Genomic DNA, 15,432 nt, shown 5'->3' with positions numbered 1-15,432 from the left:
ATAAATATGGTATTTTTGTTCCAAGTCATATTATTTCTTTTTGTTTTTTAGCCTGTCTACTTGACAGGGAGCAGTTCGATTAGCAATGATTGAAGCAATTTTAACGATGGAAAGGTCTATCCGAGGTGTCGCTAGAGAAAATAACATACCAGCAGCCACTCTTCGAGATTGGTTTCGAAGATATAAGGCAGTGGAACCGGAAGGGCTTATTCCACTTAAAATACGAACATTTTATAGTAAAGAAATAAAAAGAAAAGCCGTGGAGAATGTACTCCTTAACGGAAACAGCACGCTAGGTACCATAAAAAAATTTAATATTTCATCTAGTAGTGTGCTCAGAGGCTGGTTAAAGGACTATACTGGTAAGAAACAGCTAAATGCAACTTATAGCCAAACCAAAACATATTTTTCCTCTTGCTGTTCTTTTTGATGCTCCATGTTGGGTTATTTGGGATTGTTCGCACCAAATCTTCTGATGACATTGTTAATTATTCTACTACCGGCGTAAATGCCCCATACCTTGCTCGCTTTCACCCAACTACCATAAAGCAACCCCACACTAACAACAAAAATCTCCACATAAAAAAGCCCCGTTAAATCATTCAATGATTTAACGGGGCTTTCACATTTATAATTATTTAGTAGTAGTTGACTCTTCAGCTGCTTTTGATGCAGATCCATCATATTGCGCGAATGCATCTTTCAAATCTTTATCATCAATCTTAACGTCAGCTTTTTTGTAAAGTTTTTCTAGTGCTGCAGTTTTTGATTCAGCAGTTACTTTCGTTGCCAAGTAGTCTTTCTTCACTTGTGCTTTGTCTTTCTCGAAAGTAGTTTTTGCTGGGTGGTCTAGCATTTTGATGATGTGGTAACCAGCGTCTGTTTTAATAACTGGGCTGATGTCACCTTTGTTTTTCAATGCGTAAGCTGCTTTTTCGAATTCAGGTAACATTGTACCAGGACCGAATGGAGCTAATTTACCGCCTTGTGTAGCAGAACCTGTATCTGTAGAGTTAGCTTTTGCTAAATCTTCAAAGTTACCGCCAGATGTTACTTTCTTGTGAAGGTCATCTGCTTTCGCTTTGTCAGCAACTAAGATGTGTTCTACTGTGATTTTTGGTTGCCATGTTTTGTAATATGCTTCTAATGCTTTATCGCTAGTATCAACAGAAGCTTCTGCTGCTTTCGTGCTTAATAGATCGAATTTCAGGTAGTCAGACTTGAATGATTTCTCTGTGTAACCACTTTGTTGTAACATGCTTGCAAGTTGGTCACCATATTGATCTTCGAAAGTCTTGTATGCTGCATCGATTTCTTTGTCTGTTACTTTGTATTTATCTTCAAGAATCTTCGTCATTGCTATTTGCGATACATATTGATCGCCGACTTTAGCTTTCATTGCGTCATAAAGTTCTTGTTGTGTTACATCTCCGGCTTTGGTTTCAACAACAGCATCGTTTGCTGAATTTCCGCAAGCTGCTAAGCTGAATAGACCCATCATTGATACCATACCTAATACTAATTTCTTCTTCATTAAATAATACACGCTCCTCAAAGTTTTAAATAAGTTCTGCTTACCTACTTACTCATCATACCACATAATGGGTGGTAATAAAGTAAAATGTCAAAAATCTAATCTATTTCTAATCTTGTCTGTTGGGTCTCTCACATGGCGGTTCCTTAGGACAACATGATTCCTTCTAGGGTCGCTGAGAACAGAAGTAACAGGACGGCAATATTCACAATTCGATAAAATAATTGACATTGTTTTGGGTTGAAATCTTGTTTTGTAGCATAGCGCTCGACTAACAAATTGAAAGCTAGTAAAGCGACGACTCCAAAAACGGCGTACAAGACATAAAGTAACACTGTATCCCTCCTTACTCTTCCGAAACAAGTACCGAAAAGCCACGATCAGCATCTTCCACAAAAGTATGTTTTGGTGTTCCGATAATGTTTCTAATATGAATGAAATCTGGATAGCACATACCTGCATGGATCGCAATCAAAATAAGAAAGAGTGGCGAGTGAAGTACAGGTGTTGCAATCATGGCGATGATTATTAGCGCCGAGATAACGATAAATGGTAAAGCAAGTGATGCAATGTATCGCCATTTCGGAATAATGCGCTTTACTTTCACTTGTAAACACGGCACGATATAAAAGTGTCGTTTAAAGCGCATCTGTATGCCATCGCGATAACGCAACAAGGCGAGTAAATGAAGCCCTTTATGAACTGGATACAATAGAAGTAAGGCAATAAACGTCGGCAATTCAAAAATCATCACAAATTTGCCAGGAAAAACCAGGTTTTCAATTAAAAATAGGATGCACATCACGAGAAGTGAAATTAAGCTGGATTTAAAAAAGACGCGATTATACTCATCTCTTCGTTCCACATTAATTGTCTTTAAACAACGCATGGATAACTAATCCTCCATCTACTTAGAAAATATGTGACTCACAGTAAGAATCATTATCCAATCCATCTAGCCTCACTGATCACCTTAGTATTGTAGTCCCTGTGGTGCTTTTTTTCAACCCCTTTTCGATTAATAAATAATGTGCTGTGAATAAACTGTGACAAATGTAGTTTTTTATACCATTGAAAAAGGCGCAAATATCCTGCGAGAGAACGGTTTGCGCCTTTTCATTTAATTGCTTGCTTTTTTGTCTTTTTTTAGTGTTTTTTCTAAATCTGAGATCGTTTTTTGCATATCTTTAATCTCGTCTTTGAGGCGGGCTTTTTCGGGCTCCATTTCCTCGTTCCAATGGGCAACGGATTCTTTGATATCTGTGGATAAATCTTTCAGTAAAGTTGTGCCCTCTGTACCTAAAACTTGAACGGATTGTAGTAAGTCCGTCGCATTGTAGGCTAGTTCTTTCAAAATAACGCTTGCTTCACCTGATTTAGAGGCGATATCTTGGCGCAGTTCGCGACCTGATTTAGGCGCTAACATAATAGCTGTCGCGGCGCTTGTGATACTACCGATAAGTACGCCGAGTAATACGGATTTTGTATTCATATTTAACACTCCTTTAGACTTCTTTGGCAATTTTGTCGGCTAGTTCTTGGAAGGCATCTTTTGAATACCAGTTGGCATTGTCCGCCCATTTTAAACCGAAATCATCTTTATTTGTATAGCGAGGGATAAGATGGATATGATAATGAAAGACGCTCTGTGACGCGATTTCTTCATTGTTATTCAAAATGTTGAGTCCTTTTAATGGCAAGGCTTTTTTGAGACCCGCCGCGATTTTCGGAACACGTCTGAAAATTTCTGCGGCCGTTTCTTCCGGCAAATCAAAAATATTGCGCGCGTGTTGTTTGGGAATGACCAGTGTGTGGCCTTCTGTTACCTGCCCTAAATCAAGAAAAGCGTATACTTGGTCATCTTCGTAAACTTTAGCAGAAGGAATCTCGCCGTTTACTATTTTGCAGAAAATACAATCATCCATATTGAATTAGACACCTCCGAATAAATTCACTCTCTATGTATCTAATGTACCATAAAAACGCGCAAAACGCATGTATGAAACAAGGTCAAAATAGTAAATTTATAGCGAAAACGGTATCAACTGTGCTATTATAGGGACAATAAGATGGATAATAGGAGTGATAACATGGCTTTAGTGGAGGTTCATAATTTAACTGGTGGGTATACGAAACGCCCGGTTTTAAAAGATATTTCCTTTGCAATTGAGGAGCGCCAAATCGTCGGGTTGATTGGTTTGAACGGTGCTGGTAAAAGTACAACAATTAAACATATTACAGGTTTGATGCAGCAGAAGAAAGGGACAATCACGATTAATGGGCATACGCTGACGGAAAATACGGAGGAGTATCGCAAGCAGTTCGCCTATATTCCAGAAACACCGGTGCTGTATGAGGAGTTAACGCTTAAAGAGCATTTGGAGCTGACGGCGATGGCTTATGGTTTGACGGAAGAGGAAATGAAGACGCGAATGGCGCCACTGCTTAAAGAGTTTCGGTTGGAGAAAAAGCTGAACTGGTTTCCCGCGCATTTTTCAAAGGGAATGAAGCAGAAGGTCATGATTATGTCGGCGTTTTTGATTGAGCCGAATTTGTATATTATCGATGAGCCGTTTGTGGGGCTTGATCCGCTTGGTATTCAGTCATTGTTGCAGTGGATTGAGGAGATGAAGGATACGGGTGCTAGTATTTTGATGTCGACGCATATTTTGGCAACGGCGGAGAAATATTGTGATAGTTTCATTATTTTGCATGATGGGATTATTCGCGCGCAGGGAACACTCGCTGATTTGCAGGCGGATTTTGAAATGCCAGGAGCCTCGTTGGATGAGATCTACGTACAATTAACGAAGGAAGAAGAGCAGGCCGATGAAGTTTGATGCGGTAGATTTATTTAAGAAGCGTTTTGGTAGTTATATGGAAGAAGTCAGCAGATATCTGCGCTATATGCTGAATGACCACTTGCTATTTGTGCTGATTATCGGTGTCGGGGCGTTCGTTTACTCGTATTCTGGCTGGGTGAAGACGCTGACGCCAGTTTTTCCGGCTATTCCTCTGATGGTGATTTTGCTGACGGCGGCGATTGCGGTGACGACGATTAATACGTTGCTCAAACGGCCGGATGCAGTTTATTTGATCGTACAGGAAAAAGCGATGGGTCAGTATTTTAAAAAGGCGAACAGGGCTAGTTTCTGGTTGCAGATTTATATCTTTATTTTAGTTTTAGCTGCGTGTATGCCGATGTATGCTGCGGTGACAGGATTTAGTTTTTCCCGATTTTTCCCGTTGTTGGTTGTGATGCTTTTGATCAAACTGTGGAATGTGTATTTCCAGTGGGAGACGATGAAGCTTGAAAATACGGATACGACGTGGTTGTTTACGCGAATTATCGTGAGTGCGGCGCTGATTTATTTGGTGCTGGCGTTCAACTTGATTTGGTCGATTCCGGTCGCATTGGTTGTGTTACTCGCGAGTTATGTGTGGATGAAGCGCAAAACGGTGGGGCTGACGATTAGATGGGAATATTTGATTGATAAAGAGGAAGCGCGGATGAATCGGTTTTATCGATTGGCAAACTTGTTTACAGATGTGCCACATTTAAAAGGAACGGTGCGCCGTCGTGCGTATTTGGATTTCTTGTATCGGCCAATTACGTATGCGAAAGAGAAGAGTTTTGCGTATTTATGGAGCCGTACGTTTGTGAGAACGAATGAATTTATGGGATTATATGTGCGCTTAACGGTGATTGCATTCTTGTTGCTCGTCTTTGTGCAAGGATTTTATCTCAATATTATCTTTTCGTTGCTGTTTATTTATTTGACAGGATTCCAGTTTATTCCGATGTTGCGCCATTTTGATGGGCAAGTGATGCTGAAACTGTATCCGATTGACGATCATTTTAGACGTCGTTCGTTCATTCACTTTTTGCGGATTTTACTCGTTGCTCAGGCGTTGTTGTTTGGGATTGTAGGAATTGCGCAAAATGGATCGATTGGTGGCGTGATTATACTGGGGATAAACTTGGCGTTTGTTGCGGTGTTTACGTTTGTGTATGTGCCGTATCGGGTGAAGAAGATATATCAGTAGGTAAAAAAATACGATGTTGAGATTTCGCCTCAACATCGTATTTTCAATCATTTTTCATCATGGAAGTATTCGGGAAAGTGGAACACATCTACGTGCGAGAAACCGCTTTGTGAACTGTTGTTGCGGATGAGGTCCATGATTTTGTTGTGCTCTGCGCCGGTTTTCCAATGGTGGTAGTCATCGCTGCGGTTCCAGAACGTGATGATCAAATATTTGCTTTCCGTTTTGGATTGTAGTAATTGCATGCATTGTAGGCCGCGTGCTTGGTGCAGTGTGGAGGAAATAGTTTGGTATAATTTCTGGAAAATAGGAATTTCTTCTGAGCGCAAGTATAGATATTCAAATGTGACGGTGCCGTAGCCTTTTATTTCGCCAAAGCTCTGAGTGACACGGTAAGACGCTGCTTCTCTAAATACAGTGGATTCAGTTGTTTCTTCAAGCAACAGAGAGTCGCCGAAATTCTGTAATAGTGTGATGTTTCGAGTTGGATTGTCGGCTAGAATTTGGCGAAGGTAGTGCTCTGTGCCGCTTGTAATATACGCGTATTTCATAATAATGGCCTTCTTTCTAAAGTGTTATGCAAAATAGGGATAAATTATTCCATACCTAGATAGTACAACTATATTCCTCTTTCTGCAAAAATAAAACGTTATGGAGTTGCTTATCTGGTTTTTGAATTGATTTTTTGGTATGCTGTAGATTGTAATAATTATAAAGTGCGCTCGAAACTTATGTGCTTTAATGAACAATGAAGGGGTTTTGTTATGAAGAAGTTAGAGAATGACTTATTTTTACGTGCCGCTAGAAAAGAAGCTGTGGACAGGATCCCGGTTTGGTATATGCGGCAAGCAGGGCGCTCACAGCCAGAATATCGCAAATTGAAGGAGAAGTACTCACTATTTGAAATCACGCATCAGCCAGAGCTATGTGCTTATGTGACGCGTCTTCCTGTGGAGCAGTATGGCGTGGATGCGGCAATTCTGTATAAAGATATTATGACGCCACTGCCTGGAATGGGTGTGGATGTGGAGATTAAGAGTGGGATTGGGCCAGTGATTGCGAATCCGATTCGAACGGGCCAAGATATTGAACGGTTGGCGTTGTTTCAGGCGGACGAGCATGTGCCGTATGTGCTGGATACGATTCGTTTGTTGACGGAGGAGCAGCTCCGTGTACCGTTGATTGGCTTTGCTGGTGCGCCGTTTACGCTCGCAAGTTACATGATCGAAGGCGGTCCATCGAAAAGTTACCACCAGACGAAGGCGTTTATGTATACACACGAGGCGGAATGGCATATGTTGATGCAAAAATTAGCGGTCATGACGGCGGATTATTTGTTAGCGCAAATTAAAGCCGGTGCTAAGGCTGTGCAAATTTTCGATTCGTGGGTTGGAGCGCTTAGTGCGGCGGACTACCGTACATATATTAAACCGGCAATCATGCAAATCGTGGCAACCGTGAAGAAAGCGAGTCCGATGACGCCTGTTATTATGCAAGCGGTTGGCGCGACGCATTTACTGGCGGAATGGCAAGATCTTGGCGTTGACGTTGTTGGTGTGGATTGGCGGATGTCGATTGCGGATGCGAGAACGCGAGCTGGTGGCATGGCGTTGCAGGGGAATCTGGATCCGTCGCTACTTTTGGCGCGGGAGAAGTGTTTGACGCAAGCGGAACTTATTTTAGCAGAAGGAACGCAGGAACCGGGCTTTATTTTTAATTTAGGACATGGCGTTTTCCCAGAGGTCTCGCCTGCGATGTTGAAGGAATTGACGGCGTTTGTACATGCGCGAAGTGAAATTTTACTAAGGGGTGGAGAGCAGTGAGTAAAAAAGTTGGATTGTTAGTAATGGCTTATGGAACGCCGTATAAGGATGAGGATATTGAGCGTTATTATACGGATATTCGGCATGGTCGGACGCCGAGTCAGGATTTGATTGATGATCTTCGTTCGCGTTATCATGCGATTGGTGGGCTTTCACCGCTCGCTAAAATTACGCAGGCGCAAGCTTTTGGATTGGCGGAAACGTTGAACGGTATGCAATCGGATATTGAGTTTAAAACGTATATTGGCTTGAAGCATATTGAGCCGTTTATTGAGGATGCCGTGCAGGAGATGAAAAATGATGGCGTGGAAGAGGCAATTTCGATTATTTTGGCGCCGCATTATTCGAGTTTTAGCGTGAAGGAATATAATGGTCGTGCGTTGAAGAAGACAGAAGAGATTGGTGGGCCGACGATTCGGACGATTGATAGTTGGTATGATGAGCCGACATTTATTGAGATGTGGGCGAAACGGATTAATGATGTGGCGATTCCGAGAGAGGAGCTGGATCAGGCGGTGCTTGTTGTTTCGGCGCATAGTTTACCGGAGAAGATTAAAGAGCATGGCGACCCGTATCCAGACCAGTTGGCGGAGACGGCGAAACTTATTTTTGATCAAGTGGATGTGCCGCATTATGCGTTGGGTTGGCAAAGTGAGGGCAAGACTGGGACGCCTTGGCTTGGGCCTGATGTGCAGGATTTGACGCGTGCGTTGTTTGAGGAGCATGGCTATAAGCATTTCATTTATACGCCGGTTGGATTCGTGGCGGAGCATTTGGAAGTGCTATACGATAATGATTATGAGTGTAAAGTTGTGACGGACGAAATTGGAGCGACGTATCACCGCCCGCCGATGCCGAATGATGATAAAGAATTTTTAGATGTATTGGCGACGGTTGTTTGGAAAAATTGGAGTAAATAGAGAGAAATTCGAATAAAAAGGTGTGTGTTTCCTGTGGCTAAGAAAAAGATAGTTGTGATTGGTGGAGGTATTACAGGATTATCCAGTACATTTTACTTGAAAAGGGAGCTTGAAAAGCAAGGCCTGGATTATGAACTAGTTTTGCTGGAGGCTGGAACGCGAGTCGGGGGAAAGATTGAAACGGTGAGGCGTGATGGCTACGTGATTGAGCGTGGGCCTGATTCGTTTTTGCGGCGGAAACCGGAGATGCAGAATTTGGTTCGGGATCTTGGGCTTGCGGATCAGTTGGTGGAGAACGCGACGGGGGATAATTATGTGCTCGCAAAACAAGAGCTTCATGCGATTCCTCGTGGTTCGATTATGGGGATTCCAGCGCGATACCGTCCGTTTTTCAAGACAGGATTACTATCTGCGAGTGGGAAACTGCGCGTGATGGGTGATTTATTTTTGGGAAAGCAGCAAGTGGATGGCGAGGATATGTCGTTGGGGGCGTTTTTGCGTGCACGTGTTGGTGACGAGATGGTCGATAATGTTTTAGAGCCGCTGATGTCGGGAATTTATGCGGGGGACCTCGATGAGATGAGTGCTGAGGCGACTGGTGAGAAATTTTTAAAATTAGAGCGGGAGCATGGGAGTCTGATTAAAGGGATTCGCGCGATGTATAATGAAACGACGGCGAAACAGAGTACGGAATCGACTTTTTTGACGCTGCGTCAAGGTTTGGCGACGGTTGTTGAGGCGCTGGAAAAAGAACTTTCTGCTAAAATTATTAAAAAAGGCAAACGTGTGCATAAAATTTCGAAACAGGCGCGTGGCTATGAGTTGACGGTAACGAATCAGGAGAAGCTTCAGGCGGATAGTATTTTTATTGCGCTGCCGTATCATGAGATTATGCCGATGTTTCGAGAGGACGCGATTTTTGAAGAAATTGGTGAGATTCCAGCTGCGAGTGTGGCGACGGTCGGGATGATTTTTCCAAAAGGTGCGATTGAAAAGGATATTAAGGGAAGCGGTTTTGTCGTGTCGCGAAATGAGGATTTTTCGATGACGGCTTGTTCTTGGATTCACCGTAAATGGCCACATACGGTTCCTGATGACAAAATTTTGATTCGTGCGTATGTTGGTCGTAGGAAAGAGGAATCGATTGTTGAGCTAGCGGATAAAGCGATTGAGGAGACGGTTTTGAGTGATTTGAACCGGATTATGACGCTGAATCAGGCGCCGGAATATACAATGGTTACGCGGTGGCGGAATAGTATACCGCAATACACGGTGGGACATGTGCAACGAAAAGAAGCGATTTTTGAAGAATTTAGGAAAGCCTATCCAGGTGTTTTTGCTGGCGGTGCATCGTTTGACGGCGTCGAGTTGTCGGAATGTGTACGGCAGGGAAAAGACGGGATGGCAGCAGTTTTGGGATACTTAGAAGAGCTTGGGGTGCAATGAAATAGAGCGCTTTCAAAATTGTTATCATAATACTATCTAGTTTTAATCATATTCTCATTTTCTTCGGGCATACTAGCAATATAGACAAACCCACTATGGGAGGAAAAAACAATGAATAGATTAGAAAAGAAAAGAATTGCAGAGAATGTCAATTTATATATAAGACTGAACGGCTTTACGAAACGCTCTTTTGCGAAGGCTACGAATTTTTCTCAAAGTACGGCGGAAGCGATTTTGAATGGCAAAGTCATAAGTAATGCGAAATTCAATAAATACATAGTGAATATAACTGAAACGCTAGGTTTGGATGCTCATTATTTTAAACAGGATAAGGAAGCTCTCTTGTCCATGCCAATTCATTATCAAGAGGAAGAAGATAAGATTCATATTGGTGACGAGAAATACAATACAATTAGCGCAATGCTAAAAATTGGCGATGTCTATTATAGTAATTTGTAAGTGAGAACCGGTTGGTGTCCAAATAGGATGCGAATCGGTTTTTTTGATTGGAAAAATGGAACGATGCATGAATGCTGAACTTATGGTATTGTGAGAGGATACATTATTTGGAGAAGGGATTTGATGAGTTGAAACCAGCAGCGATTTGTTTTTTTGATTTGGATGGGACGTTATTGACGAGTGATTCTGTTGTGGCGGAGAGTTCTGTGAGGGTGCTCGAGGAATTGCGGGCGAAAAATATTATGCCGATTATTGCGACAGGGCGAACATTATGTGAGATTGAGCATGTGCTTGAGGCAACGGAAATGACGTCTGTGATTGCGATGAATGGGCAGTATGTTTTGTATGATGGGAAGGCGGTTTACACGAATCCGATTGATGTGGAGGAGATTAAGGCGCTTCACCAAGGTGCGCAGTCGCAAAATGTGGAAATGGCATTTTATACGGAGGCAAAAATTCGTGGAACGGCGCAAAATGAGGTTATGGAGAAGCACTATCGTTATTTGGGTGAGGAATCGCCGGATGTGGATGCGGAGCTTTATTTGCAGGAACCGATTTATATGTTGCTGTTATTGTTGGAAAAGGGAGATGATTATTTCCCGGAACGCTTTCCTTATTTCCAATTTGTGCGGAATACACCGTTTAGTAATGATGTGGTACCAAAGGGTGGATCGAAAGCGCAGGGCATTGCTAAGTTGCTAGAAGTGATGGGTTTTGAGGATGTTCCGACCTACGCGTTTGGTGATGGTATGAATGATTTGGAGATGTTTGGGGCTGTAGATCATGCGATTGCAATGGAGAATGCAGTGCCGGCGCTTAAGGCAAAAGCGGAGTTTGTGACGGCAGATAATAATAGTGATGGGATTGAAAAAGGACTGCGATTGTGCGGGTTGCTTTAAAAGAAGACATGAAAAAACCAGATGATTGCTCATCTGGTTTTTTCTAGCGCTCTTAAACTGCCTTCCACAAAGCATTGATGTTTAAGAGGTTGGCAGTGGAATCTTCACACTGCTTGTAGGCTCATCGCATGAAGTAATCTTACCACGCGTTAGACGGAATGTAAAGGTTTATTTTATGTGGAGCATCAAGGCTTCATAAGGCTGCAACACAATCTTATTTGTCATCGCTTCATGTGGATAGTTGGATTCGAGAATTTGGCAGTTTTTATCATGATGTCGTTCTGGAAGATTCCAAACTTGTTCCTCCGCGCTAAAATTACCAACGACGAGCAACGTTTCGCCGTTCCATTGCCGTTCGTAGTCGTAAATAGTTTCGCTAGCGGCATCTAGTAACGTAAAATCACCGTTCGCAAAAATGGCATGACCGCGACGCAAGGCGATTAAACGTTGATAGGTATAAAAAATCGAGTCAGGATTCGCGAGGGCTTTCTCGGCGGTCCAGGTATCTTTGTGAATCGGTGCCAGCCAAGGTGTGCCGTCTGTGAAACCCTGATGTTTCTCGTCATTCCACTGCATCGGAATCCGTGCGTTTTCACGCGATTTTTCACGCAAAATGTGTAAGGCATCGTTCTCGGAGACGCCGTCTGTCAGCATTTGTTTATACGCATTCCGTGATTCTGCGTCATCATACTGTGAAATATTCGTGAAATTCGCATCGGTCATCGCAATTTCTTCACCTTGATAGATGTACGTCGTGCCTTGCAAGCCAAACAGGATAATCGCTAATAGTTTGGCGCTCTGTTCCCGGTAAACTTGATCATCTGCAAAACGCGCCAACGCCCGCGGTTGATCGTGATTCGTCCAGAATAGGGCGTTCCAACCACCGCCTGCTGCGATTTTCAATTGCCATTCTGCCATGACACGTTTCAAGTCTGTCAAACGATACTTTGCGCTAGCCCATTTTTTCCCGCCAGGATAGTCCACCTTCATATGATGGAAATTAAAGGCCATCGAAAGTTCTTGACGATTGGGATTCGTATATTTGATGCACTGTTCTGGCGTCGTCGAGGACATTTCGCCAACCGTCACGAGATCATATTTATCAAAGATACGACGGTTCATTTGGTGTAAATACTCATGGACATGTGGCCCATCGACATAGAATTTACGGCCATCGTCCTGCGCGGTTGCCAACGAATCATTCGGGAAATCAGGGCTTTTCGAGATATTATTAATGACGTCTAAACGGAAACCGTCGATGCCTTTTTCACCCCACCAAGCCATCATTTGATAAATTTCTTCTTGGAGTTTCGGATTTTCCCAGTTTAAATCAGGCATGCTAACTTCATATAGATGCAAGTAATATTGACCAGATGCCGCGTCAAGCTCCCAAGCCGAACCACTGAACTTCGAAAGCCAGTTATTTGGAGGTCCGCCATCTGCCGCGGGATCTTTCCAAATATAGTAATCGCGATACGGATTGTCTTTGCCTTTTAGCGCTTCCTGGAACCAACGATGCTGGTAAGACGTGTGATTGACGACCATATCCATCATAATTTTCAAACCACGACGGTGCGCTTCTTCTAAAAGCTCCTCGAAATCGGCCATCGTTCCGTACTGTGGATCCATCGCAAAATAATCCGCAATATCATAGCCGTTATCGCGTTGTGGTGACACGTACATTGGCGTTAACCAGAGCAAATCGATGCCGAGTTTTGCAAGGTAATCTAATTTTTCAATAATACCGCGGATATCCCCGATGCCATCGCCATTCGTATCGTTAAAACTACGCGGGTAAATCTGGTATACCGTTCCTTTTTGCCACCATTCGTTATTCATCGTAAAAATCCTCCTAAAATCCTGCATTTCCTTGTTTTCGTCTTGCTATTCCGATAATAAATGTAAGTACAAATGGTACGCCAATCGCGATCAGCATGCCAATTGCGTAGGCGCCCCAACCAGCTCGTGTAATCGACAGAATCGAGAATAAGCCGCTGACACCGATGGATTGGGAGATAACACCGTTGTAGGCGATGAATCCACCTGCGAGCCCTGCGCCAATCATCGAACAAACAAAGGCGTACTTGGCGCGTAAATTGACCCCAAACATGGCGGGTTCTGTAATGCCTAGATAGGCGGAAAGCGCAGAGGTGAGCGCGATGCTACGGTTCTTTTTATCTTGTGTCACGAAAGCCATGGCGAGAGCTGCCGAACCTTGTGCGGTATCGGAAAGCGCTTGGATAGGCCAAAACATCGTTCTACCGGTCGTTGAAATAAGTTGCAAATTGACGGCAAGGAACGCGTGATGCATCCCTGTAATAACGAGTAGGGCGAAACAGGCACCGAATAGAACCCCAGTAACCATCGGCGAAATGTTAGATAGGCTCACGATTCCATCTGTAATCCAATTGGAGATCCATAATGTGATTGGGCCAATCGCGATGAGCGAAAGAGCACTCGTCACAAGTAGCGTCACAGGAGCGACAACGAGCAACTGAAAGGCATCGGCTACGACACGACGTAGCGCTTTTTCAATGGAAGCGTATACCCAAGCAGCCACGAGAACCGGTAATACTTGACCTTGATAGCCAATTTGTGCGACTTCAAGCCCGAAGAAATGCCAGTATTGCGGTTCCTTCACGCCGATCTCATACGCACTCATCAATGCGGGATTCACAAGCACAAGACCAAGCACAATCCCCATCAGCGGGTTTCCACCGAAATATTTCACCGCCGACCAACCAACGAGCGCTGGTAAGAAAGCAAAGGCAGTCCCGGCAATCATACTAATCATCCCAGCAATACTAGCCAAGTTCGGGTACATATCAACAAGCGATTTACCCTCGACAAAAATTCCAACACCAACGAGCACATTATTAATACCAAGTAAAAGACCACTAGCAACAATCGCTGGCAAAATTGGAATGAAAACATCAGCTAGCATTTTCACGATTTTTTGAAGTGGATTCAATTTTTTGGCGTTTTCTTCTTTCAATTCTGCGGTTGTGACTTCTTTGACATTTGTCTGACGAACGAGTTCTTCGTAGGCTTTATCAACGGTTCCTTGGCCGATAACGACTTGATACTGGCCGTTAGAACTGAAATTACCTCGCACAATATCGATTTCTTTTAGCGCTTCTTCATCCACGATTGATTCGTCTTTGAGCTGAAAACGGAGACGAGAGATACAGTGCGTCGCCATATTGATATTATCTTCGCCACCAATGGCTGCAATAATTGCTGCGACATTCTTTTTCGTAACCTTTACCATCTTAAATTCCCCTCTTTCTGAGCTAACTTATAGAATGTAATCGATTTCATTAGATTTATTATAAGTTGTTTAAACAACTTATGCAAGCCTTTTCTTTAAATTTGTTTAAACAAATTTAAAGAAACCCCGCCAAGGCGAGGTTTTGGGCTTATGATGTTTGGGAACTTACACAATTAATATCCTTTTTATGAAAAATTGTTTATTTTAATCGTTGTGCAGAATCAAAGAAGACGAAGCGGTCGGGGCGATGGCGTGATTCGGTGTATTCGAACATTGTTCCATCGGCGTCGTATGCGTAGTTTTTAACGACCGCTAAACAATCATAGCCAGCTAAATCGAGATATTCTTTGTCATCGGAGAGCGCTTTTTCCACGACAATGTAACGTTTGGAAGTCACGATTTTCACGCGGAGTTCTTCTTCAATATATTCATAGATGGACAGCGCGGCTTTTTCTGGTGTCAAATCACGTACGACTTTGCTGTCAAAATAGTTCACATCAAGAATGAGCGCTTCGTCCTCTACCAAACGCAGGCGCTTAATGTAGTAAACGTCGGTTCCAATGGGCAGCATCGTTTTCTCCGATAAGGTAGCGTCCACCGTTAATTCCTCAAAATGAACGACCTTTGTCTGAAAAGTTTTGTGGTTACGAGTAAGGGATTCCTTCATGCTTTCCACGCCGCCAAACATGAACTCGATGGACTCGTGTTGGTGAATAACCATAACGCCTTTACCGCGCACGCTTTGAACGTAGCCATCTTTGACAAGTTCTGAAATCGCGCGTCGAACTGTGTTGCGACTACAATGAAAGCGTTCGACAAGAACATGTTCTGTAGGTAACATTTCTTTGAACGCGTAGTGGTCCTCATCAATTTCTTTTTTCAATTCTAAATAGATATCATGATACACTGCTTTACCCATGTCTTTCCCTCCGATTTGGCTGATTTGTTTAAACAGCATCTGTTTTTATTGTACTAAAGAAACTTTGATAAAGAAAGGGAATGTTTTCATTGGATGTATATGGCAAAAAGTGAT

General features: G+C 43.0%; 17 protein-coding genes. 8 read left to right on the top strand and 9 right to left on the bottom strand.

All coding sequences use genetic code 11. The annotated features are described in order from the left end of the window. The first annotated feature begins 85 nt into the window (after positions 1-85). Complete coding sequence (locus HCJ66_RS05520; protein ID WP_187132227.1) at positions 86-430, top strand: hypothetical protein; 345 nt, start codon at positions 86-88, stop codon at positions 428-430. 204 nt (positions 431-634) lie between these two features. On the opposite strand, the gene HCJ66_RS05515 is transcribed toward HCJ66_RS05520, so the two are convergent. The 5 genes from HCJ66_RS05515 to HCJ66_RS05495 form a co-directional block, all read right to left on the bottom strand. Beyond that, positions 635-1,534, bottom strand: coding sequence for a peptidylprolyl isomerase (locus HCJ66_RS05515; RefSeq protein ID WP_187132226.1), 900 nt, complete (start codon positions 1,532-1,534; stop codon positions 635-637). A 146-nt stretch (positions 1,535-1,680) separates the two neighbouring features. Beyond that, on the bottom strand, positions 1,681-1,869 hold the full coding sequence (locus tag HCJ66_RS05510; RefSeq protein WP_181676091.1) for a hypothetical protein: 189 nt from the start codon (positions 1,867-1,869) through the stop codon (positions 1,681-1,683). 11 nt (positions 1,870-1,880) lie between these two features. Beyond that, complete coding sequence (locus tag HCJ66_RS05505) at positions 1,881-2,423, bottom strand: DUF3267 domain-containing protein (protein WP_187132225.1); 543 nt, start codon at positions 2,421-2,423, stop codon at positions 1,881-1,883. A gap of 231 nt (positions 2,424-2,654) precedes the next feature. Next, a complete protein-coding gene (locus HCJ66_RS05500) occupies positions 2,655-3,026 on the bottom strand; it encodes a YtxH domain-containing protein (protein WP_187132224.1) in 372 nt (123 codons plus the stop codon). Positions 3,027-3,039: 13 nt separating this feature from the next. Beyond that, entirely contained in the window at positions 3,040-3,459 is a 420-nt protein-coding gene (locus tag HCJ66_RS05495) for an HIT family protein (protein ID WP_181676088.1), read from the bottom strand. Positions 3,460-3,624: 165 nt separating this feature from the next. Here HCJ66_RS05495 and HCJ66_RS05490 point away from each other — a divergent pair, with 165 nt between their 5' ends. Continuing rightward, positions 3,625-4,374 (top strand): ABC transporter ATP-binding protein, encoded by a 750-nt coding sequence (locus HCJ66_RS05490; RefSeq protein ID WP_187132223.1) that lies wholly within the window; start codon positions 3,625-3,627, stop codon positions 4,372-4,374. After that, positions 4,364-5,581: an ABC transporter permease gene (locus HCJ66_RS05485; protein ID WP_187132222.1), complete on the top strand. Its 1,218-nt coding sequence runs from the start codon at positions 4,364-4,366 to the stop codon at positions 5,579-5,581. Before HCJ66_RS05490 ends, HCJ66_RS05485 begins: the two co-directional genes overlap by 11 nt. 47 nt (positions 5,582-5,628) lie before the next feature. Here the strand turns inward: HCJ66_RS05485 and HCJ66_RS05480 are convergent, their stop codons facing one another. After that, positions 5,629-6,132 carry an antibiotic biosynthesis monooxygenase family protein gene (locus HCJ66_RS05480; protein ID WP_187132221.1) on the bottom strand — a complete coding sequence of 168 codons (504 nt, stop codon included), beginning with the start codon at positions 6,130-6,132 and terminating at the stop codon, positions 5,629-5,631. Between the two features lie 213 nt (positions 6,133-6,345). Here HCJ66_RS05480 and hemE point away from each other — a divergent pair, with 213 nt between their 5' ends. The 5 genes from hemE (at position 6,346) to HCJ66_RS05455 (ending at position 11,128) form a co-directional block, all read left to right on the top strand. Next, positions 6,346-7,404 carry a uroporphyrinogen decarboxylase gene (hemE, locus tag HCJ66_RS05475; protein WP_187132220.1) on the top strand — a complete coding sequence of 353 codons (1,059 nt, stop codon included), beginning with the start codon at positions 6,346-6,348 and terminating at the stop codon, positions 7,402-7,404. Beyond that, positions 7,401-8,324: a ferrochelatase gene (gene hemH, locus HCJ66_RS05470; protein ID WP_187132219.1), complete on the top strand. Its 924-nt coding sequence runs from the start codon at positions 7,401-7,403 to the stop codon at positions 8,322-8,324. Before hemE ends, hemH begins: the two co-directional genes overlap by 4 nt. Positions 8,325-8,357: 33 nt before the next feature. Then, positions 8,358-9,770, top strand: coding sequence for a protoporphyrinogen oxidase (gene hemY / locus HCJ66_RS05465; protein ID WP_187132218.1), 1,413 nt, complete (start codon positions 8,358-8,360; stop codon positions 9,768-9,770). Between the two features lie 111 nt (positions 9,771-9,881). Continuing rightward, positions 9,882-10,229: a hypothetical protein gene (locus tag HCJ66_RS05460; RefSeq protein ID WP_181676081.1), complete on the top strand. Its 348-nt coding sequence runs from the start codon at positions 9,882-9,884 to the stop codon at positions 10,227-10,229. Between the two features lie 128 nt (positions 10,230-10,357). Further along, positions 10,358-11,128, top strand: coding sequence for a Cof-type HAD-IIB family hydrolase (locus tag HCJ66_RS05455; protein ID WP_187132234.1), 771 nt, complete (start codon positions 10,358-10,360; stop codon positions 11,126-11,128). A gap of 168 nt (positions 11,129-11,296) precedes the next feature. Here the strand turns inward: HCJ66_RS05455 and HCJ66_RS05450 are convergent, their stop codons facing one another. The 3 genes from HCJ66_RS05450 to treR form a co-directional block, all read right to left on the bottom strand. Beyond that, the gene (locus HCJ66_RS05450; protein ID WP_187132217.1) at positions 11,297-12,967 is read right to left on the bottom strand and encodes an alpha,alpha-phosphotrehalase; all 1,671 of its coding nucleotides are present in this window, start codon (positions 12,965-12,967) and stop codon (positions 11,297-11,299) included. Positions 12,968-12,980: 13 nt separating this feature from the next. Beyond that, positions 12,981-14,399 carry a PTS trehalose transporter subunit IIBC gene (gene treB / locus HCJ66_RS05445; protein ID WP_187132216.1) on the bottom strand — a complete coding sequence of 473 codons (1,419 nt, stop codon included), beginning with the start codon at positions 14,397-14,399 and terminating at the stop codon, positions 12,981-12,983. Between the two features lie 199 nt (positions 14,400-14,598). Then, complete coding sequence (treR, locus tag HCJ66_RS05440; RefSeq protein ID WP_187132215.1) at positions 14,599-15,318, bottom strand: trehalose operon repressor; 720 nt, start codon at positions 15,316-15,318, stop codon at positions 14,599-14,601. Positions 15,319-15,432: the final 114 nt, after the last annotated feature.

Source organism: Paenilisteria portnoyi (genome assembly GCF_014322795.1).
GTDB lineage: Bacteria > Bacillota > Bacilli > Lactobacillales > Listeriaceae > Listeria_A > Listeria_A portnoyi.
This window is presented reverse-complemented; position numbering and strand designations above follow the sequence as displayed.